Below are 21,092 nucleotides of genomic sequence, written 5' to 3'. Positions count from 1 at the left end.
CCTCAATTTAGTCCGGAGAAAACCATGCTCGAATTCCAGCTGCCCGACATGAGCTGCGGCCACTGCGTCAAGGCAGTCACCCAGGCCTGCCAGGAGGTCGATCCTGCCGCGAAGGTCCATGTCGATCTCGCGACCAAGAAGGTGGAGGTTGACTCAGCGGCCGCGCCGGAGCAGTTCGCCAAGGCGCTGACGGAGGCGGGCTATCCGCCGGCAGGCCGGTAGTTGGCTGTCATGCCGGACTCGATCCGGCATCCACCGCGAAGCGGCGACTGCGCTTGATCGGAGATGGATTGCGGGTCAAGCCCGCAATGACAGCCTGTGTTTGGCTGTCATGCCGGACCCGATCCGGCATCCACCGCGAAGCGGCGACCGCACTCACCATGCGTTCACTGCGCAACTGCGAAACCCCGCAAAAACATCCGTGCGATGCGGCTCGAAGAAATTGCGGTAACGCGGATGCGCGAGCCAGGGCGAAGTCGCCTCGCACGCGCCGCGCAGCACCCGCCGGGTGCCGAACCACGGCGCGGAATAGTCGCGGTAGGGATGCGCTTCGAATCCGGGGTAGGGCATGAAAGGCTCGCTGGTCCATTCCCAGACATGGCCCCACGAAAAGCCTGGCATCGTCAACGCAGCGCACTCCCACTCGGCCTCCGTCGGTAACCGGCGTCCCGCCCAGCGGCACCACGCGTGGGCTTCATGCGCGCTCAGGTGACACGCGGCCGTCTCGGGGTCAGCGCCTTCGCCGGGCGGCCTGGCGCGCGCTTGCTGACGCCATGCCCAGCCCTCATCGGTCCACCAGCGCGGATTGTCATAGCCGCCTGCGTCGACAAACCCGGCAAACCGCGACCAGCTCACCGGTTGCGAATCAATTTCGAACGCTGCAATCTGCACGTCCTGCGACTGCAATTCATTGTCGAAGGCGAAACCCGCGTCGGCGCTGCCCAGGCGAAAGGATTGCGCGGGCACCTTCAGCGCTTGAACTGGCGCAAGTGTTCGTGCGGCCGATTGAGGCACTGAAATGCCCAGGGTCCGCGCCATGTAGGTCGCGGCTTCCGCATGCATCGCTTCATGCAGCGCGCAAAGCCGGAAAAAATACAACTCATCCGCACTCGCCTGTTGGGGCAGTCGATGCAGCAGGGCCAGCGTCTCGCCCAGCGTGTCCGACAGGTAAGTCCGCATGGCACCTGCATCGGACAGAGCAAGCTCCCACCGGCTGCGATGCTCGATGCGGCTGGAATCGAACCAGCTGTCCGACGACGCCAGAAGCGACGGGGCGCGTGGGTTCAGGGGATCGCAACCCACGCCGAGCGCGCACTGAGGGTTGCGCGCGATCCACCACTCCTGGAACCACGCGATGTGACCCAGCTCCCACAATGGCGGATTGAGCCCCCTGTCATACGGAACGCGCCAGCCGCTCGCCTCCAGCGCGTGCGCATAGGCATCTGCCAGCTCCAGCGTGCGAGCCCGCGTCGCAAGCAGCGCCTCGCGCACAGGGCCTGCCCCACCCGTGCGAAGTGCCTGCGCCGCGCTATAACCGTGAGATGCGTAGTCCATCGATCGTCATCGTAAGCCCAGCACTGGCCGACGCCAACAACGGCAACTGGCAGACGGCTGCCCGCTGGCAGCAGCTGCTGCAGCCGACGCACCGCGTTCGCATCACACAAGAGTGGCCCGATGAAGATGCCGCAGGCGATGACCTCATGCTGGCCCTGCACGCGCGGCGGTCGGCGCAAGCCATCCAGGCATGGGCCGACCGACGAGGGCCGCATGGGCTCGCGGTTGTGCTGACCGGCACCGACCTGTATGGCGACATCGCTTTCGATCCCACAGCCAAACGCTCCCTGGACCTCGCCCAACGCCTGGTGGTCCTGCAATCGCTGGGCATCGCGGCGCTGCCAGAGGTTGTGCAGCACAAGGCTCGCGTGATCTACCAGTCGACGGCGTCGGTCGCACCGCTCGCGAAACCCCGGCATCAGCTACGCGCAGTCATGGTCGGCCATCTGCGGCAAGTGAAATCCCCGCAGACGCTGTTCGAAGCCGCATGCCTCATCAATGCCGATGCAGGCATAGCGATCGATCACATCGGCGATGCCATCGACGCACCGCTGGGCGAGCAGGCGCGTGCAACGCAATCGCGCGCGCCGCACTACCGGTGGCTGGGCGGCATGGCCCACGACGACGTGCGGCGCGCCATTGCACAGGCGCATGTGCTGGTGCACACGAGCGCCGTGGAGGGCGGCGCGCATGTGGTGATGGAGGCGATCTGCAGCGGCACGCCGGTGCTCGCCTCGCGGATTGACGGCAATGTGGGCTTGCTCGGCGAAGACTATGAAGGCTATTTCGAGCATGGCAATGCAGCGCAGCTTGCGGCCCTGCTGATGCGTTGCCGCGCAGAACAGGCCGGCGCATCGCCTGATGGCCTCCTGACCCGGCTCACGGCGCAGTGCGCACGGCGCGCTCACCTCTTCACACCGCAGGCAGAGCGCATGTCGCTGTTGCAGCTGCTGGACGAGCTATGACATCAAGCACACAAGACAAGCTTCCGGCGCTGCGCGGTGGCGCATTCGCCCTGTTGAGCGCGGTGCTGTTCGGCATCAGCACGCCGCTGGTGCAACGCGCCGGCGAGGGCCTGGGCCCGTTCGCTACTGCAGCACTTCTGTACGCAGGCTCTGCAATGGCGGGGGCGCTGCTTCGCAGGCCCACCTCGCTGGAGGCAAGGCTGCGTCGCTCTGACCTCGGACGCATCAGCCTGATGGCGCTGTTTGGCGCTGTGATCGGGCCGGTCGCTTTGGCGTGGGGACTGCAACACACCAGCGGCGCCAGCTCATCGTTGATGCTGTCGCTGGAAGCGCTTTTTACTGCCGTGCTCGCGCGCCTGCTCTACCAGGAGGTGATGGACAGGCGGGTGTGGACGGCGATGGCGTTGCTGCTCTTGGGCGGTGTGGTGCTGGTGATCGACCGTGGGCTGGGCGCAGGCAGCACGCAGTTGCCCGGCCTGCTGGCTGTGATGGCTGCCACGGCGGCCTGGGGTGTGGACAACACGCTGTCACGCGGTGTTGCCGAGCGCGACCCGGGACAGGTGGTGCTGGCCAAGTCGGCGATGGGCGCGGCTGCGGCCGCAGTCATTGCAACGCTGCTGGGCGAGTCGCTGCCTTCGGCCATGCGAGCCCTCGCGCTGCTGGCAATCGGCGGCGCGGGTTACGGTGTGAGCCTGCGGCTTTACCTGCTCGCACAGCGCGAGTTCGGCGCGGCGCGAACAGGATCGGTCTTTGCCTTCGCGCCGTTCATCGGCGCAGCCGTGGCGGTTGGCCTGGGCGAGCGCGGACTGACCTGGGGCATGGGCGCGGGCGCTGCGCTCATGCTTGCGGGCGTACTCGTTCATCTGCTGGAACGGCATGCCCACTCCCACAAGCATGAATCGATGGTCCATGAACATGCGCATACGCACGACGACGGGCATCACGACCACACGCACCCTGAGCCGGTCACTGGCGCGCACAGCCATGTGCATCGCCACGCGCCGATCGAGCACAGCCATGCGCATGTGCCCGATGCCCATCACGCCCACAAACATTAGCGGCGTTGGGTTCCAATCGCAGCATGGAGCACAAACACCCACCCGCCGCCGATGATTGCTGCGCGCCGCCACCACTGAAGGTGAACGCCGACCAGGACGATCACGCTGGCCATGACCATGAGCACGGCCATGACCACGACCATGACCACGACCATGACCACGGCGACGAACCCGGCGTTGCGCGCCTCGCGCTGGCCCTGGCCCTGGCGATAGCCGCCGAGGCCTGCGAGTTCTTCGCACCTGCCGGCATGCAGTGGAAAGCCATCGGCATGGCCCTGGCTGCCATCGCCATCGGCCTTGCCGGGCTGGACGTCTACAGGAACGGGATCGCCTCGCTCATCAAGGGCCGGCTCAACATCAATGCATTGATGGCCGTGGCGGTGACCGGCGCATTCATCATCGGCCAATGGCCCGAGGCCGCGATGGTGATGGCGCTGTATTCCATTGCCGAGCTGATCGAGGCGAAGGCGGTGGACCGCGCACGCAACGCCATCAAGGGACTGCTGGCTCTCGCGCCGGAATCCGCGCTCGCGCGCGGCGCAGACGGCGGCTGGCAATCCATGCCGATCGCCGATGTGCCGCTCGATGCCATCGTGCGCATCAAGCCGGGCGAGCGCGTGCCGCTCGATGGCGTGGTCGTCAAAGGCGCGAGCGCCGTCAACCAGGCGTCTGTCACCGGCGAGAGCATGCCGGTGGACAAGGCCATCGGCGACGCCGTCTTTGCAGGCACAGTCAATCAAACCGGCGAGCTCGAATTTCGCGTGACGGCCGGCGCGAGCAACACGACGCTGGCGCGCATCATCCACGCCGTCGAAGAGGCGCAGTCCAAACGCGCGCCCACGCAGCGCTTCGTCGATCGCTTCGCCGCGATCTACACACCCGCCGTGTTCGCGCTCGCCATTGCAGTGGCCGTGCTCATGCCGCTGCTCACCGACCTCACGTGGCTGCAGGCGGCGTACAAGGCGCTGGTGCTGCTGGTGATCGCGTGTCCCTGCGCGCTGGTGATCTCGACGCCCGTCACGGTGGTGAGCGCACTTGCTGCGGGCGCCCGGCGCGGCATCCTCATCAAGGGCGGCACCTATCTGGAATCGGCGCGCACGCTGAAGGCCGTCGCGCTCGACAAGACCGGCACGATCACAGAGGGCAAGCCCAGGCTGGTGGACTGGCGCACATGGGGCGGCGCAGATGAGCTGCGCACCAGGCGTCTTGCGGCCAGCATGGCGAGCCGATCGGATCATCCGGTGTCGCAGGCGATTGCCGCAGGCCTGGATGACGAACGCGCCGCAGTCGACAACTTCGTGGCGCTGCCCGGCCGCGGTGTTGAAGGAACGGCGGACGGTGTCCGGCTGGTGCTGGGCAATCACCGGTCCATGCATGAGCGGGGCTACTGCAGCCCCGAGGTTGAAGCGGAACTGGCCCGGCACGAGTCACAGGGCCGCACCGTCACGCTGCTCGCAGCCGACGACAAGGTGGTTGCCATCTTCGCGGTGGCCGACACGATCAGGGAGACATCGCGCCGCGCGATTGCCGACCTGAAATCGCTGGGCATCGTTGCCGTCATGCTCACGGGCGACAACGCGGCCACGGCCCAGGCCATTGCCGCGCAGGCCGGCATTGCCGATGCACGCGGCGACCTGCTGCCCGAGGCCAAGCTCGAAGCAATCCAGGAAATGCGAAAGCGCTACGGTCCGACCGGCATGACCGGCGACGGCATCAACGATGCGCCGGCCCTCGCGCAGGCCGACATCGGATTCGCCATGGGCGGCATGGGCACCGACATCGCGATGGAAGCAGCCGACGTCATCATCATGAATGACGACCTGCAACGCGTGGCCGAGACCGTGCGCCTGTCGCAGCGCACACATGCGGTGCTGTGGCAGAACATCGCGCTGGCGCTGGGCATCAAGGCCGTGTTTCTCGTGCTCGCGGTGTTTGGCAGCGCCACGATGTGGATGGCGGTGTTCGCGGACATGGGGGCCAGCCTGCTGGTGGTGGGCAACGGGCTGCGGCTTCTGCGCGGGGCGCGTGCCGAGATCGACAAGTCGCACTGACCTGCGGTTCAGCGGCTCGCCGCGTGGTGGCGCAAGTCGATCGCCATGCTGATGGCCAATGCAATGAAGGTCCCCAGGCACATCGCTGCCAGCACATCCGTCGGCCAATGGACACCCAGAACCAGGCGCGAGAGCGCAACGAGCGACGTCCAGCCCAGGGCAAGCGCCATCGCCCATCGCCCGCAGGCGGGCCACAGCCGCCCCGCGCACAAGGCCAGCGCCGTCACCACAGCCGCTGTGTGCGTCGTGTGGCCGCTCGGAAAGCTGGAGCCCCAGAACCACTCGGTCTCCCACAGCGCGGGGCGCGCACGGCCGGTCGCCGTCTTGATGAGGTACACCGCCAACGCTGCCGCTGCGAGCGAGGCCGTGACCAGCAACGCCTCGGCACGCCGCCTGCGCCACAACAATCCCAGCGCAGCGACCACCGCCACCGGCACCACCGTCAGTGCCGAGCCTGCAACCGTCACCCCGTTGAAAAAGCCATGGAGCGACGCGGGCATGTGCGCACGGATGAAGGTCAGGATGTACCGGTCCACCACGCCTGACTCCTGGGCCAGGACATCCTCGAACACCTTCGCCCCGACAATCAGCAGCACCAAAAGCCCCATGACGGCGAGCCGGCGCCTGAGCAGGAGTTCCCGATACCAGGGCTGGCGATAGTGGACGTAGCGCTTCAATGCGACGTAGCCAAACAGGACCAGCGCCACGAGCACTATCGACTCGGCAACCAGTTCAATCAGCATGCACCTACCGTAGCATGAGTCGCTGGACCGCGGCCCCCATCACTGTGCACACAAGGAAATCCGAATGAATCTACGACCCGCTCTCGTCCGGCTTGGCGCCGTGCTGGCGCTCGGCCTCGCCAGTTTCAGCGCGACGGCGACAAGCCTCCTGCTCGACGAGATGACCTGGACCGAGGTGCGCGATGCGCTCAAGGCCGGGCACACCACCATCATCATCCCCATCGGCGGCACCGAGCAGAACGGCCCCCACATGGCGCTGGGCAAACACAATTTCCGCGCGGCCGCGCTGGCGGCGCGCATTGCCTCAGCAGTTGGCAACACCATCGTCGCGCCGGTCGTCAGCTATGTGCCGGAGGGGCGCATTTCGCCGCCGGGCGGTCACATGCGGTTTCCGGGAACGATCTCGGTGCCGCAGGAAGCCTTCGAAGGCGTGCTGCTCGGCGCAGCGCGCAGCTTGCGCCAGCATGGCTTTCGCGACATTGTCTTCATCGGCGATTCAGGCAACTACCAGGGCAGCATCGCAGCGGTCGCGGCACGCCTGAACCGCGAGTGGGCGGGCACCCCCGCGCGGGCTCACCCGGTACCGCAGTACTACCAGGCAGCCACCACCGTGTTCAATGAGGCATTGCGTGGCCGGGGCATCACACCAGCGCAGATCGGCACCCACGCGGGTCTGGCAGACACCTCGCTGATGCTGGGCGTCGATGCCTCGCGCATCCGCGAAAACGCGATGCGCACGCCGCCCGCCCCTGAGCCCGTGTCCGGGGTGACCGGCGATCCGACCCAGGCGAGCGCGGCATTTGGCAAGCTTGGCACCGACCTGATAGTCGAGCACGCCGCAAGGGCCATTCGCGATGCAGTGGCTGTCCGGCGTTAGCATCGAGGGTTGTTTCGCCCGTTGCGGCGTCCCTGCGCCCCTACTTCTGTTACCGATCCCATGAAAAAAACCCTTCTCTGCACGCTGCTCGGCGCGCTGCTTGCCTCTGCCTACGCGCAGAACCCGACCTCCACTGCTTCGGCTTCGGCGTCGGGCCTGTCCAACGCAACCGCCATCGCCACGGTGCCCGGCATGCCGGCCGTGATCGATCCGGCCAATCTCTACAGCGAAACGACGTCCAGCAAGCTCTCGCCTGCAGTTGCCGGTTCGCTGGAGCGTGTGTACGTGCCCAACCGCAGCAGCAACACGGTGTCGGTCATCGACCCGGCCACGCTGCAGGTCATCGACACCTTCAAGGTCGGCATCCATCCGCAGCACGTCGTTCCGTCCTGGGACCTCAAGACGCTGTGGGTTGCCAACAATGCCGAAGGCCGCACCGACGGCAGCCTGACGCCCATCGACCCGAAGACCGGCAAGCCCGGCCCGAACATTCCGGTGGACGATCCGTACAACCTGTACTGGTCGCCCGACGGCAAGTACGCCATCGTCGTGGCCGAGGCCTACAAGCGCCTGGACTTTCGCGATCCGCGCACGATGAAGCTGGAGTTTTCGCTGCCCACGCCCGAGTGCGCCGGCATCAACCACGCCGACTTTTCCATCGACGGCAAGTTCGCGATCTTCACCTGCGAATTCGGCGGCTCGGTCACCAAGATCGACATGGTCAACCGCAAGGTGATGGCCACCATCCTGGTCCACCGCGACTTCGACAAGCCTGCCGAGATGGAGAAGATCAGGAAGCAGATCGCCCAGCTGTCGCCCAAGCATGGCGGCCACCAGCATGGCGCCATTCGCGGCATGCCCGCCATGCCGCAGGACATCCGCGCTGCGCCCAACGGCAAGACGTTCTACGTCGCCGACATGGTGGCCGACGGCGTGCACATCGTCGAGCTCGAACCCTTTCGCCAGATCGGCTACATCCCCACGGGTGTCGGCTCGCACGGCCTGTACCCCAGCCGCGACGGCAAGAGCCTGTACGTGGCCAATCGCGGCAGCAACTTCATCCGGGGCGTGCCGCGTGGACCGGGCGGCGTTGCAGTCATCGACTTCGCTTCCCGCAAGGTTGTTGCCAACTGGCCCATCCCCGGCGGCGGCAGCCCCGACATGGGCAACGTGAGCGCCGACGGCAAGTGGCTCTGGCTGTCAGGCCGATACGACAACGTCGTCTATCGCTTCGACACGACGACCGGCGCGGTCGACAAGGTCAAGGTCGGGCGCGAGCCGCACGGCCTGACGGTGTGGCCGCAGCCCGGGCGCTATTCGCTGGGGCATACGGGCAACCTGCGCTGATTCGCAAACTGCATGGATGCCGGGTCGTGGCCCGGCATGACGAGCTTCTACGGCCGCCTTTCAGGACTTGTTCGTCAGGCTGCCGTGCGCGGCGCGGTTGTGCATCTTGAGAACGGGCAGGGTCTTCGCCGCGTAAGCGCGAACGTCCTTGTCTTTGGCCTCCTTGCTCGCCTTTTCAAACAGGGCCATGTCCTGCGAATGGCTGTTGTAGCCCAGGGCGCTGAGATACAGGCCGTCGAAGTTCTTTGATGCTGCCCAGGCCTCCAGCTTCTTTTTTCGGTCGGCCGGCAATTCCGTCGGCAACTTGACACCTTTGGCCGCGGCAAGCTGCGCCAGTTCCTGCGCGTTCTTCGTGTGATCCTTGACGCTCTGCTCACCCAGCAGCTTGACGTCTTCCTTCTTGCCCCGCGCCAGGGCCATCTTTCCCGCCTCGATCTCGAACAGGTTGCCGATGGCGGCTTTTTCCAGGAACTCCTGGTCTGGCTTGGCCAGGCCTGCAGCCCATGCCGTGCCCGAGGCCAGTGCGACCAGGGCGACAAGCGCCGGGGCAGCAAACGAAGTGGAAAGTTTGATCATGGGTTTGCCGAGAGGACAAAAAGGCGGATTGTGGCGCAAGTGCAAGCCCATCCATAATCGGCACGGCCCTTGCGTCCCCCGTTTTACATGGCGCTACTCGAACTCCTGGTTTTGTTGTTGCTCAGTTCCGTCGCCCTCGGCTGGATTGCACGACGCTTCAAGTTTCCCTATCCGATCGCACTGGTCGCGGGCGGAGCCGTGCTCGGCCTGGTGCCCAACCTGCCGCAATACGCGTTCGATCCGCAGCTGATCCTGGTGGCGGTGCTACCGCCCATCCTCTACCAGGCTGCGCTTCTCACCTCCTGGACCGACTTCAAGGCCAACATCAGGCCCATCGGCCTGCTGGCCATCGGCCTGGTTGCAGTCACGACGCTCGCTGTCGGCGCAACGCTCAAATGGATGGTGCCCGACGTGCCGTGGGCGGCGGCCTTCGTGCTCGGGGCCATCGTCTCGCCGCCCGATGCGGTGGCGGCGACTGCGATCCTTTCGCGCCTGAACATGCCCCGGCGCATCGTCACGATCCTGGAAGGCGAAAGCCTGGTCAACGATGCATCGGGCCTGGTGCTCTACAAGTTCGCAGTGGCTGCGGTACTCACCGGCGCGTTCTCGTGGATGGAGGCATCGGTGCAGTTCGCCGCTGTGTCCATCGGCGGCATTGCGGTGGGCATGGCGCTGGCGTTCGCCTACATCTGGATCCACAAGCGGCTGGGCGACCCCTTCATCGAAGTGCTCACCGTGCTCACGATTCCCTACGCCACCTACATCGCCGCCGAGCTGATGCATACATCGGGCGTGCTGGCTGTCGTGGCAGCAGGATTGGTGCGCGGCCGTTATGCACCCGAGATCGTCTCGGCCGAAATGCGCATCATGGCGCGCTCGGTGTGGAACCTGCTGGTGTTCCTGCTCAACAGCCTGGTGTTCATGCTGATCGGCCTGCAGATTCACGGCGTCGTGGTCAACCTCGGAAACTTTCCGACGGCTTTGCTCACGGCGGTTGCGATCGCGGTGACGGCAGTCGCTGTCGCGGTCCGGTTTCTCTGGGTGTTCCCGGTGGCGTATTTGCCCGAGCGCCTCTCGGGCAACCTGCGCGATGACGCGCCGCGCCCCAACAAGAACGAACTCATCATCATCAGCTGGTGCGGCATGCGCGGCATCGTCTCGCTCGCCGCCGCCCTGGCCCTGCCCTTGAAGCTGGCGGACGGCTCACCGTTTCCCTACCGCGACCTCATCATCTTCGTGAGCTTTGCCGTCATTCTGGCAACACTGATCGGGCAGGGGCTGTCCCTGACGCCCATGATTCGCCGGCTCAAGGTGGGGTCCAACTGGAGCTTGCACGATGAGCAGATCCGTGTGCGCAGCGCGATGAGCACGGCCGCCCTGGCAGCCATCGACAAACAGCTGATCGCGGAAGGCGCGCCACCGGGCTGGGCTCGCGCCCTGAAGGCCGAGATCGCGGACCGCATCGCCGTGGTTGCCTCGCCAGATTCAGAACGAACGCCGCGCGTCGAGCTGGTGAACCGGCTGCGGTTCGCGGCGATTCAGGCGGAGCGGGCCGAGCTGATCCGGCTGTGGCGGGCCAACGAAATTGGTGACGAAGTGATGCATCACCTCATGGAAATGCTCGACTACGAACAGGCACACCTGCCCATCAGGCAGTCCGAAAAGCCGGTCCCCACACAGCCCGATGGGGTGCTCGTCGAGTAACAGATTTGCGCTTCGCGATTGGCAATCGGCGAACTTACAATGAGCCGATCATGGCCCACCGCGACACCCCCGCCCCTGCTTCTGCTCACCCGGCCTCCAGCGCATCGCGCGCAAAATCCGAACGCGACCCGTTCGAGTTTTCCGAGGACGCATTCGAGGTCAAGGTTGCCGAAATGCTCGTTGCAACCTCTGATGAATCCGATGCACTGATCGACTCGTCGATTACCGATGTGCTCAAGCTGCTGCGTGAACAACTGAGCATGGATGTGGTGTTCGTGTCCGAGTTCGCCGACGGCAAACGTTACTTTCGGCACGTGGACCAGATGCCCGGCAAGGAAGTGATCTCGCGCGGCGGATGCGACCCGCTGGAAGAGTCGTGGTGCGCAAGGGTCGTTGACGGACGCCTGCCTGAATTCATCCCCGATGCCGGCGTGCTTCAAAAAGCCGGAGAACTTCCCGCAACGCCCTTCCCGGTCGGCACCCACATGAGCACGCCCATCCACCTCAAGAGCGGCGAGGTGTACGGCACGCTGTGCTGCTTCAGCTTTGCGCCCAACGACGAGCTCAAGGCCAAGGACATGCGCACGCTGCGCTACACCGCGAAGCTGGCGGCGGCCCGACTGGAGGAAGGTCGAGCCTGAAGTGTCAAGGCGTTTTTTTCGCCTCTATCTCCTTGCGCATGCTTCGCGGTGGATGCCGGATCGCGTCCGGCATGACAACCGCAGGCGCACCGCCCCACTGATGAGTGCCCTTTCAGCTCCTCGATTTGGCCTTCCCTTTGGCCCGGCTCGCCTGTGTCACCAGCCGGGCAAACGCATCAGCTGCCGGTGACATACTGCGGCCCCGGCGCCGGATGAGTCCTATCGTTCGCGTGATCGTCGGCTTCTCCAGCGGCACGCCCACCACCGACCCGCGCTCGCGGGGCAGCGTGAGCTGCGGCACGATGGCCACCGCCAGCCCGTTGGCGACCAGCCCGATCAATGTCGACACATGGCGCACCTCGCACACAGGGCGCGGCAGGCGGCCCAGCTCGGCCAGTGCCTGGTCGATGAGCACGCGGTTTCGGCTTTGCTGCGACACCAGCGCATACGGATGGTCGGCCAGTTCTTCCCATCGAACCGAACGGCGCTTCGCCAGCACATGCCCAGCCGGACACGCCAGCACGAACGCTTCCTTGAGCAGCGGCGTGAACTCGACCTCGGGGTCCTGCATGCCGGTGTAGTTGAGCGCGAAGTCAGCCTCGCCGGCCTTGACGCTCTCCAGCACTTCGTCGGCGCCCTCTTCGATGATCCGCACGAGCACATGCGGGTGCTCCTTGCGAAACGAGCGGATCACCTCCGGCAGGAAGTGATGCACCCCCGAAAACACGCAACCCACCGTCACGTCGCCCGCCTCCAGGTGAGCCACATCGTGCAGGCTCAACACCGACTGGTCGAGGTCGTCGATCACCGAGCGCACATGAACCAGGAAGCGGCGGCCCAGCATCGTCAGCTCGACACTGCGCGTGGTGCGGTCGAACAGGCGCACATCCAGCACTTCTTCCAGGTGCGAGATGCGACGCGAGAGCGCGGGCTGCGACAGATGCAGCACCTTGGCAGCAGCCGCAAAGCTCTGCAGGTGGCCGACGGTAACGAAGGCCCGGAGGTCGGCCAGCGTGGGTTTGACAGCGCTCATGGCGGCCCTTTCGATTCATGCAGTTCGTGCATCAAGTATTCAGAAAGATGCAATTTACAGCACGCCGGGAGCGCGTCAACATCGCACGCACAACGAAGGAGACATCCCATGAAACGCCGACACCTGCTGCAGGCGGCCGCGTCTGCCATTGCGCTCCCGCAGATCGGACAACTCGCGCACGCGCAAGCATGGCCCGCCAAACCCATTCGCTACATCGTGCCGGTCGCCGCAGGCGGGGGCAACGACATGATCGCGCGCGTCGTCACCGACCGCTGGGGCAAGCTGCTGGGCCAGAGCTTCGCGGTGGACAACCAGAGCGGCGGTGGCGGCGTGGTCGCATGCCAGCTCACTTCGCGCGCCGCGCCCGACGGCTACACCCTGCTGCAGGGCTATGTCGCAACCCATGGAACCACGCCGGCCACGCGGCGCGTAACCTATGACGCGATCAAGGACTTCACGCCCATCGGCATGATCGGCGCGACGCCCAATGTGCTGGCCATTCATTCCAGCGTGCCGGCCACCAACGTCAAGGAATTCATCGACTACGTCAAGCGCCAACCGGGCAAGGTCAACTACGGCTCGGCCGGCGCGGGCTCGCTCACGCACCTGACGATGGAGCTGTTCAAGCAGGAGACGGGCCTGTTCATGCTGCACATTCCCTACCGCGGCATTGCGCCTGCCATCAACGACCTGCTGGGCGGCTCGACGCAGGCGATGTTTCCGGGGCTTGCGGCTGCGTTGCCGCATTTGCGTTCGGGCCGCATGCGCGCACTGGCCGTCACCGGCAAGCAGCGCAGCCCGCAGCTCAAGGATGTGCCGACGATGGACGAGATCGGCTTCAAGGGGTTCGACGCGATGCAGTGGTATGGCTCGGTCGGCCCGGCCAACATGCCGGCGGACATCGTGAAGCGCCTGAACGAAACGCAGGTCGCGGTGCTGAAGTCACCCGACCTCGCGGAGAAGCTCGCAGGCGAGGCGGTGGAACCCTGGCCCATGTCGCCAGATCAGTTCGGCCAGTACATCAAGAGCGAGATCACGCGCTGGACCGCGCTGGCGAAGGCGCGAAAGATCCAGCTGGACGAGTAGTCCACTCCACCGACGACCGGCAACCGACGAACACCCTTTCGAAAGAATTCCCTTGGCACGCAACACCCACGTCCCCGCCGATCTGGCGGCGCCACCCATCACCAGCATCCTGGCGAAGTTCGCATCAACGCATCCCTCGCGCGGCTGGAGCGAGGCTGTCGAGCACGAAGCGCATCGCACCTTCTACAACTGGCTGGGCTGCGCGATCGGCGCCGCGCACCATGAAGCCGCCGATGCGGCGCTGGCCGCCGTGCAGATGCTGGAGCCGGCCGCACAGGCCAGCGTGCTGGGCCGCAGCGAGAAGGTGGACATGGGCAGCGCCGCGCTGCTCAACGGCATCACCTCGCACACCTTCGACTTCGACGACACGCACCTCAAGACCATCATCCATCCTGCCGGCCCCGTGGCTTCTGCCGTGCTGGCGCTGGCCGAGCACCAGGGCATCGCAGGCCGCGTGGTCATCGACGCGCTGGTGCTGGGCATCGATGTGGCCTGCCGCATCGGCAACACCATGTACCCCGACCACTACGACCGCGGCTGGCACATCACCGGCTCCACCGGCATGCTCGGCGCGGCAGCCGGCTGCGCGCGCGTGCTCGGCCTGAACGAGCAGCAGACCGCGATGGCGCTGGGCATCGCAGCCTCGCAGCCCGTTGGACTGCGCGAACAATTCGGCACGATGACCAAGCCGTTCCATCCGGGCGGCGCCGCGCGTGCGGGATTGATGTCCGCATTGATGGCGAGCAAGGGCTTCACGTCGAGCCCGCGAGCGATAGAGGCTCCGCGCGGCTTCGTGCAAGTGGCATCCGACAAGCGCGCGTGGCATGAAGTCACCGACGAACTCGGCGAGCGCTTCGAGATTTCGTTCAACACCTACAAGCCGTTTGCGTGCGGCATCGTGATCCACCCGAGCATCGATGCCTGCGTGCAGCTCAAGGACAAAGGCATCACACCGGACCAGGTCGAGCGCATCGAACTGCGGGTGCACTCCCTCGTGCTCGAACTCACCGGCAAGAAGACACCCAGGGACGGCCTGCAGGGAAAGTTCAGCGTGTATCACGGCTGCGCGGTGGGTCTCATCTACGGCAAGGCAGGTGAAGACGAATTCGCCGATGCGGTGGTGACCGATCCGCGCGTCGTGGCGCTGCGCGACAAGGTGCAGGCGACGGTGGACGATTCGATCCACGAGGCATCGGTGCGCGTGACTGCGGTACTGAAAGATGGCCGTAGCATCGAAGTGCGGGTGGACCACGCCATCGGCTCGCTGGAGAACCCCTTGAGCGATTCGCAGCTGGAAGGCAAGTTCATATCGCTCGTCGAGCCGGTACTGGGCGCTGCGAAAGCGAAAGACATCACGGCGTCGTGCTGGTCGCTCGCTACCCTGGCCGATGTGCGCGCACTCACGGCGCTGTGCCGGCCCTGAACCGACGCAGCCCATGAGCAACACAGAAGCACTTCGCATCGGCATCCTCGATGGCGATGACATCGGCCACGAGATCGTTCCGGTTTCGGTGGACATCAGCCGCGCTGCCGCCGAACTGCACGGCGTCGCCATCGACTGGACGCCCCTGCCCATAGGCGCGCGTGCACTCCAGACGCACGGCCACACACTGCCGCCTGAAACGCTGGAGGCGCTCAAGACGCTCGACGGCTGGATCCTCGGCCCCATCGGCCACCGCGCGTATCCCAAAGGTCCGAACGCGATCAACCCGCACCCGATTCTTCGCAAGCAGTTCAACCTGTTTGCCAACGTGCGTCCGACACGCTCGTATCCCGACATCGGCTGCCTGCACGACAACGTCGACCTGGTCATCGTGCGCGAGAACAACGAGGGCTTCCAGCCGGACCGCAACATGCTGATGGGCAGCGGTGAGTTCCGGCCCAATGATGAAGTGACCTTGTCGGTACGCGTCATCACGCGCACCGGCAGCCGCCGCGTGGCGCGCGCCGCGTTCGAGCTCGCCAGGCAACGACGCAAGCACCTGACCTACATCCACAAGGACACGGTCTTCAAACTGAGTTGCGGCATGTTCGTGGAGGAATGCCAGAAGCTCGCGCCCGAATACCCGGACGTGCTGGTCGACGACGTGATCGTCGACACCTTCGCGATGCGCCTGGTGCGCGACCCGCAAAGCTTCGATGTGGTGGTCACCACCAACATGTTCGGCGACATCCTGTCCGATGAAGCAGCCGGACTGGTGGGCGGCCTGGGCATGGCGCCGGGCCTGTGCATCGGCGACGGCGATGTGGTGATGGCGCAGGCGACGCACGGCTCCGCGCCGGACATCGCGGGGCGCGGCATTGCCAATCCGTACGCGATGATGGAATCGACCCGCATGATGTTCGAGTGGCTCGGACACAGCCGGGGCAATGAGGGCGCGGTGCGCATGGGCGCTTCGATGGCGCAGGCGATCACGCAGGCCCTGGGCGATGCCGACGCGCGCACCGGCGACATTCGCGGCAAGGGCAACACCGCAACGTTCACGCAGGCCGTGTTGCGCAACCTTCGAAAGTAGATCCCATGCCGCACATGCCCGCATCCGCCGCCTTGCAACGCTTTCGGGTCATCGACCTCACGCAGGTTCGCTCCGGACCCACCGCGTGCCGCCAGCTCGCCGACTGGGGCGCCGATGTCATCCAGGTGCAAATGCCCGAACACATGCGCGGCGACGACACGCTGGGCGGACAGGACGGCTCCGACTACCAGTACACGCACCGCAACAAGCGCTCGATCACGCTCAACCTGAAAGAGCCAGAAGGCATTGCGACGCTCAAGCGCCTGATCGCCAAGGCAGATGTCGTGGTGGAGAACTTCCGCCCCGATGTGAAGCACCGCCTGGGCATCGACTACGAGACGCTGTCAAAGGACAACCCAGGGCTGGTCTATGCCAGCATCTCCGGCTTCGGGCAAGACGGGCCGCTTGCAAAGCGACCGGGCTTCGACCAGATCGCGCAAGGCATGGGCGGGCTGATGTCGGTCACAGGTTCGCCCGACGGTGAGCCGATGCGTGTCGGCATCCCGATTGCCGACCTGTGCGCCGGCATCTTCGCGGCGCAGGGCATCCTGGTCGCATTGCTGGAGCGTGAAGCGTCGGGCAAGGGCCAATGGGTGCACACCTCGCTGCTGGAGGCCATGGTCTACATGATGGATTTCCAGACCTCGCGATACCTGATTGACGGCGAGGTCGCCACGCAGGCCGGCAACTTCCACCCGACCAGCATTCCGACTGGCGTGTACAAGGCACGCGACGGCTACATGAACATCGCTGTCTTCGGCTCGAAGATCTGGGAGCGTTTTTGCGCAATCCTCGGCGCACCCGAGTGGGTGAGCGATGCGCGCTATCACGACAAGGCAGGCCGCTCGGTGAATCGCGACTCGCTCAACGCCGAGATCAACCGGCGGCTCGCTGCGCACGATCGCAGTTACTGGATCGCGCAGTTCAACGAAGGCGGCGTGGCGTGCGGCCTCATCAGCAACATGCGCGAAGCACTCGATGAGCCGCAGATCGCGCACCTGGGCATGATCAAGGATGTGGTCTCACCACGCCTGGGCCCGCAAAAGCTGGTCGGCCAACCGATGCAACTCGAACGCACGCCCAGCACCGTGGCGCGCTCGGCGCCCTTGCGCGGCGAGCACACCGAAGAAGTCCTGGCAGAACTCGGAATCTCCGCAGACGATTTGCGGCGAATGAAAGCCGCGGGAGTGTATTGATGGAACAACCAACCTACGCATCGACAACCGAGCGCGTGCAGACGTGGCTGGACGCCAGCACCCTGCACATCCGATTCAACAACCCGGTACGGCACAACGCCCTGTCGGTCGATATGTGGGAAGCCGTGCCGCCCCTGCTGGCCCTGGCCCGGGATGACGACCGCGTGCGGCTGGTGGTGTTCTCGGGGGCCGGAGAAAAGGCGTTCGTGTCGGGCGCCGACATCTCGCAGTTCGAGGACATGCGCGCCGCGCGCGAGGCCGTGACGCATTACGAAGCGATGGCCGAGGCCACGCTGACCGGCATCCACGACTTCAGCAAACCGACTCTCGCCTGCATACGCGGCTGGTGCATAGGCGGCGGCGTGAATGTCGCCATCGCCTGCGACATGCGCATCGCCGCCAGCGATTCGGTGTTTGCAATTCCGGCGGCACGTCTGGGCCTGGGCTACCGCTTTTCTGCGATGAAGAACCTGGTGGACCTGATCGGGCCGGGCGCGGCGAAAGACCTGTTCTTCACCGCCCGCCGCATCGATGCATCCGAGGCACTATCACTGGGACTCGTCTCGCGCGTCTGCGCACCCGAGGCGCTGGACTCGCTGCTGGCGCAGTACACCTTGGCGCTGGCCGAGAACGCGCCGCTCACCGTGATGGCGGCCAAGGCCATCACGCGCGAGATCCTCAAGCCGTCGACCGACCTCGACCGCGAGCTGTGCACCTCGCTGATTCGCGGTTGCTTCGAAAGCGAGGACTACACAGAAGGCCGCACCGCCTTCATGCAAAAGCGCAAGCCGGTGTTCAAGGGCCGCTGAGGCCTGTCACCTTCACGACGACAACAACAAGGACACACGCACATGCAGTCGTACTGGATGCAGATGACCGACACCGACACGGTGCTCGAATTGAGGGACAGGCCCGAGCCGATGCCCGGCGCCAACCAGTTGCTGGTGCGCATGCACGCCACGTCGCTCAATCGCGGCGAGTTCCTGCTCGGGCACGGGCTGCACGGCGCACCCGGCACCTGGAAAGCGATTGGCGGCGAGGGGGCGGGCGAAGTGGTGTCTGTGGGTGCCGGTGTGAGCGGCTTCCATCCGGGCGACAAGGTGATGGGCCGTTGTGCGGGCGCGTTCGCCGAATACGCCCTGATGGAATCGGCCGAGGCGATGCAGGTTCCTGCGGGCCTGTCGATGATCGAGGCAGCGAGCATCCCGCTCGTGTTCCTGGTCGCCTACGACATGCTGGTGTTGCAGGGCGGCCTGAAGGCCGGTGACTGGATGCTGGTCAATGGCGTGTCCTCAGGTGTCGGCGTGGCGTCCCTGCAGCTGGGCAAGGCGCTCGGCGCGCATGTGATCGGCACATCGGGCTCGGCAGACAAACTGGCGCAGCTCAAACCGCTCGGACTGGACGTTGCGCTGTGCACCCGCAAGCCCGACTTCGCACCGGCTGTCATGGAGGCGACCCATCAAAAAGGCGTGAACCTCGTCGTCAATACCGTCGGTGGCACGGTGTTCGCCGAGAGTGTGCGCGCGATGGCATTTGAAGGCCGCCTTGCCACGGTGGGCTACGTTGACGGCGTTGTCCACGCCGACATCGACCTTGAAGCACTGCATGCAAAGCGCCTCGTCGTCTTTGGCGTTTCCAACAAGATGCGCACGAAAGAGCAGCGCTCGGCTGCCGTGCCGCGTTTCATCGAAGAAGTGCTGCCGCTCTTTGCTTCGGGCCGCATCAAGCCCCACATCGACACGGTGATGGACTTTGCGCAGCTGCCGCAAGCCAAGGCCCGGATGGAGGCGGCCGGGCACATCGGCAAGATCGTGCTGCGCATGCCGGCGGCCGCATGAATTTTCCATCACAAGCTGGAGACAAGATGAAACACCTGAAGTTCGCCATTGCAGTTGCGTTGACTCTGGGCGCTGCGGTTTGCGGCACTGCGTCGGCACAGCCCGCCGCCTATCCGAACAAACCGATACGCCTGGTGATCGGCTTTGCACCCGGCGGCGCCGCCGACTATGTGGCGCGCGCGATGAGCGATGCGTTCAGCAAAGCCCTGGGCCAACCCGTCGTCGTGGACAACAAGCCCGGCAATGGATCCAGCATCGCAGCCGACATCGTGGCCAAGGCACCCGCCGATGGCTACACCCTGCTGATCGCCAGCCCGAGCAGCATCTCGGTCAACCCTGCGCTCAATCCCAAGCTCCCGTACACCGCCCGCGACCTGGCTGCGGTGACGAAGATGACGACTTCGCCGCTGGTGCTGGCGGTCAATCCATCGACCGGCATTCGCACGGTGCCCGAACTCATCGCGGCCGCGAAGAAAGACCCGGGCAAGCTCAACTACTCGACCTCGGGCAACGGCTCCGCGCCGCACCTGGGCGCAGCGCTTTTCACGATGCTCACCGGGGCTCAGATGACCCATGTGCCCTATCGCGGCGGCGCACTCGCGATCCAGTCGGTGATGGCGGGCGATACGCAGGTGACCTTCGGCACCTCGCCCTCGGTCCTGCCGCAGACAGCAGCAAGCGGACGCCTGCGCGCCATTGCCGTGAGCACCCGCGAACGCTCGCCGCTGGTGCCCGACCTTCCCGGCATGAAGGAGGCCGGCCTGCCCGACTACAACCTGGAGTTCTGGTACGGCATGTTCGTGCCCGCAGGCACGCCGCCGGCGATCGTGAAGAAGATCCACGATGCCACGGTGGCCGCCATGCAGTTGCCGTCCGTCAAGGCCGCGCTGGCTCGCGAAGGCACCGAGGTGTCGCTGTCGGGCTCACCCGAACAGTTCGACCGGTTCCTGGTTGACGATGCGAAGTTCTGGGTGAACCTGGTGAAGTCAGCCAACGTGAAGCTGGAGTGACGCTGGAGTGAGGAGGGGCGACGCTAGCGGCCCGCCATGCGCCCCTTGTGCGCGAACAGGGGCGATGAGGTACTCGCCATCGCCAGCTGCGAAGCTGCCGACACAATGCGAGCCCCCAGCTCCTGCATGCGCGGCACGGTCAGTCGTTGCCGGGGGCCTGCGATGGTGATGACGCCTATCGTTTCCTGTCCACGCCGCATCACCGGTGCGGCCATGGCCGTCATGCCGGGCGAATACATTTCATCGATCATGCTGAAGCCGCGTTTGCGATCTTCGTCGAGCTTCTTCATCAGCGCCCTGAACGTCGTCGGCGCCTTCGGACCATAGCTGCGCGGCTCGCCAAAGCCTTGTTGCGCGACAAGCTGCGTCGCGCGCTCTTCTGACAGCGTCATCATCCAGGCGTGCCCTGCCGCGCTGCAGGACAGCCGCACGTCGATGCCCATGTCGGGGTCGTAGCGCAGCCCCGACCGCGCGCCCTGTGCCTTGGCAACAAAGGTCAGCCGGTCGCCATCGATCAGGGCAAGCCGCACCAGCTCGCCGGATGCGAGTGCCAGCTGGTCGATCACCGGTTGCGCAATGTCGATGATGCCGGCGCCGCCCAGAAAGCTCAGTCCCAGCGCAGGCAACTTGGTCGTCAACGCATAGTCGCCCTGCTCGCGAATCTGCCGCGCATAGCCGCAGCGCACCAGTTCGACGAGCAGCCGGTGGCAGGCGCTGCGCGGCAACTCCAGTTCGTCGGCGATGGCCGCCAGCCCCATGCCTTCGGGCTGCGAAGCCAGGGTTTCGAGGATGCGAAAGACGCGATCGACGGTGCCCGTGGGCGCTGGAAGATTTGACATGGTGGAATGAAATTCTGAATCGGAATGGTGTTCTAGTGGCGTCCCTATTATCCCGACA

The 21,092-nt window shown here is 65.4% G+C and carries 20 protein-coding genes; 15 read left to right on the top strand and 5 right to left on the bottom strand.

All coding sequences use genetic code 11. From position 1 onward, the window contains the following. Positions 1–24: 24 nt before the first annotated feature. Positions 25–222 carry a heavy-metal-associated domain-containing protein gene (locus AQ12_RS08595; protein ID WP_048439478.1) on the top strand — a complete coding sequence of 66 codons (198 nt, stop codon included), beginning with the start codon at positions 25–27 and terminating at the stop codon, positions 220–222. A 153-nt stretch (positions 223–375) separates the two neighbouring features. On the opposite strand, the gene senA is transcribed toward AQ12_RS08595, so the two are convergent. Beyond that, on the bottom strand, positions 376–1,554 hold the full coding sequence (senA, locus tag AQ12_RS08590; protein WP_048439477.1) for a selenoneine synthase SenA: 1,179 nt from the start codon (positions 1,552–1,554) through the stop codon (positions 376–378). Here senA and senB point away from each other — a divergent pair. The 3 genes from senB to AQ12_RS08575 are packed head-to-tail and all read left to right on the top strand — an operon-like array spanning position 1,542 to position 5,628. Next, positions 1,542–2,519, top strand: coding sequence for a selenoneine biosynthesis selenosugar synthase SenB (gene senB / locus AQ12_RS08585; protein WP_048439476.1), 978 nt, complete (start codon positions 1,542–1,544; stop codon positions 2,517–2,519). The genes senA and senB overlap by 13 nt on opposite strands. Continuing rightward, a complete protein-coding gene (locus AQ12_RS08580) occupies positions 2,516–3,577 on the top strand; it encodes a DMT family transporter (RefSeq protein WP_048439475.1) in 1,062 nt (353 codons plus the stop codon). Before senB ends, AQ12_RS08580 begins: the two co-directional genes overlap by 4 nt. 23 nt (positions 3,578–3,600) lie before the next feature. Beyond that, positions 3,601–5,628, top strand: coding sequence for a cation-translocating P-type ATPase (locus AQ12_RS08575; protein WP_082151486.1), 2,028 nt, complete (start codon positions 3,601–3,603; stop codon positions 5,626–5,628). A gap of 8 nt (positions 5,629–5,636) precedes the next feature. On the opposite strand, the gene AQ12_RS08570 is transcribed toward AQ12_RS08575, so the two are convergent. After that, on the bottom strand, positions 5,637–6,371 hold the full coding sequence (locus AQ12_RS08570) for a phosphatase PAP2 family protein (RefSeq protein ID WP_048439474.1): 735 nt from the start codon (positions 6,369–6,371) through the stop codon (positions 5,637–5,639). Positions 6,372–6,435: 64 nt separating this feature from the next. Here AQ12_RS08570 and AQ12_RS08565 point away from each other — a divergent pair, with 64 nt between their 5' ends. Continuing rightward, positions 6,436–7,248, top strand: coding sequence for a creatininase family protein (locus tag AQ12_RS08565; RefSeq protein ID WP_048439473.1), 813 nt, complete (start codon positions 6,436–6,438; stop codon positions 7,246–7,248). A gap of 192 nt (positions 7,249–7,440) precedes the next feature. Continuing rightward, positions 7,441–8,595, top strand: coding sequence for a YncE family protein (locus AQ12_RS08560; RefSeq protein WP_202967496.1), 1,155 nt, complete (start codon positions 7,441–7,443; stop codon positions 8,593–8,595). 60 nt (positions 8,596–8,655) lie between these two features. On the opposite strand, the gene AQ12_RS08555 is transcribed toward AQ12_RS08560, so the two are convergent. After that, complete coding sequence (locus tag AQ12_RS08555; RefSeq protein WP_048439471.1) at positions 8,656–9,171, bottom strand: DUF4142 domain-containing protein; 516 nt, start codon at positions 9,169–9,171, stop codon at positions 8,656–8,658. 69 nt (positions 9,172–9,240) lie between these two features. Between AQ12_RS08555 and AQ12_RS08550 the strand changes: the two genes are divergently transcribed. Continuing rightward, entirely contained in the window at positions 9,241–10,875 is a 1,635-nt protein-coding gene (locus tag AQ12_RS08550) for a Na+/H+ antiporter (protein ID WP_152682729.1), read from the top strand. 50 nt (positions 10,876–10,925) lie between these two features. Next, the gene (locus AQ12_RS08545; RefSeq protein ID WP_152682728.1) at positions 10,926–11,516 is read left to right on the top strand and encodes a GAF domain-containing protein; all 591 of its coding nucleotides are present in this window, start codon (positions 10,926–10,928) and stop codon (positions 11,514–11,516) included. A gap of 112 nt (positions 11,517–11,628) precedes the next feature. On the opposite strand, the gene AQ12_RS08540 is transcribed toward AQ12_RS08545, so the two are convergent. After that, positions 11,629–12,549 (bottom strand): LysR family transcriptional regulator, encoded by a 921-nt coding sequence (locus AQ12_RS08540; RefSeq protein WP_048439469.1) that lies wholly within the window; start codon positions 12,547–12,549, stop codon positions 11,629–11,631. 108 nt (positions 12,550–12,657) lie between these two features. Between AQ12_RS08540 and AQ12_RS08535 the strand changes: the two genes are divergently transcribed. Genes AQ12_RS08535 through AQ12_RS08505 form a run of 7 tightly spaced genes read left to right on the top strand, consistent with a single transcriptional unit; the run spans position 12,658 to position 20,195 of the window. Then, positions 12,658–13,635, top strand: a complete 978-nt coding sequence (locus tag AQ12_RS08535; protein ID WP_048439468.1) for a tripartite tricarboxylate transporter substrate binding protein — start codon at positions 12,658–12,660, stop codon at positions 13,633–13,635. Positions 13,636–13,687: 52 nt separating this feature from the next. Then, positions 13,688–15,058 (top strand): MmgE/PrpD family protein, encoded by a 1,371-nt coding sequence (locus AQ12_RS08530; protein ID WP_048439467.1) that lies wholly within the window; start codon positions 13,688–13,690, stop codon positions 15,056–15,058. A gap of 13 nt (positions 15,059–15,071) precedes the next feature. Continuing rightward, positions 15,072–16,151 carry an isocitrate/isopropylmalate dehydrogenase family protein gene (locus AQ12_RS08525; protein WP_048439756.1) on the top strand — a complete coding sequence of 360 codons (1,080 nt, stop codon included), beginning with the start codon at positions 15,072–15,074 and terminating at the stop codon, positions 16,149–16,151. A gap of 5 nt (positions 16,152–16,156) precedes the next feature. Next, positions 16,157–17,347, top strand: coding sequence for a CaiB/BaiF CoA-transferase family protein (locus AQ12_RS08520; protein ID WP_048439466.1), 1,191 nt, complete (start codon positions 16,157–16,159; stop codon positions 17,345–17,347). Further along, positions 17,347–18,156 carry an enoyl-CoA hydratase gene (locus tag AQ12_RS08515; protein WP_048439465.1) on the top strand — a complete coding sequence of 270 codons (810 nt, stop codon included), beginning with the start codon at positions 17,347–17,349 and terminating at the stop codon, positions 18,154–18,156. Before AQ12_RS08520 ends, AQ12_RS08515 begins: the two co-directional genes overlap by 1 nt. Positions 18,157–18,198: 42 nt before the next feature. After that, complete coding sequence (locus AQ12_RS08510) at positions 18,199–19,185, top strand: zinc-binding dehydrogenase (RefSeq protein ID WP_048439464.1); 987 nt, start codon at positions 18,199–18,201, stop codon at positions 19,183–19,185. 26 nt (positions 19,186–19,211) lie between these two features. Continuing rightward, a complete protein-coding gene (locus tag AQ12_RS08505) occupies positions 19,212–20,195 on the top strand; it encodes a tripartite tricarboxylate transporter substrate binding protein (protein ID WP_048439463.1) in 984 nt (327 codons plus the stop codon). A 23-nt stretch (positions 20,196–20,218) separates the two neighbouring features. Here the strand turns inward: AQ12_RS08505 and AQ12_RS08500 are convergent, their stop codons facing one another. Beyond that, the gene (locus tag AQ12_RS08500; protein WP_048439462.1) at positions 20,219–21,034 is read right to left on the bottom strand and encodes an IclR family transcriptional regulator; all 816 of its coding nucleotides are present in this window, start codon (positions 21,032–21,034) and stop codon (positions 20,219–20,221) included. Between the last annotated feature and the right edge of the window lie 58 nt (positions 21,035–21,092).

It is taken from the genome of Caenimonas sp. SL110, assembly GCF_001044395.1.
GTDB lineage: Bacteria > Pseudomonadota > Gammaproteobacteria > Burkholderiales > Burkholderiaceae_C > Ramlibacter.
The sequence above is the reverse complement of the archived record's forward strand: the minus strand, read 5'-3'. Positions and strand labels throughout refer to the sequence as shown.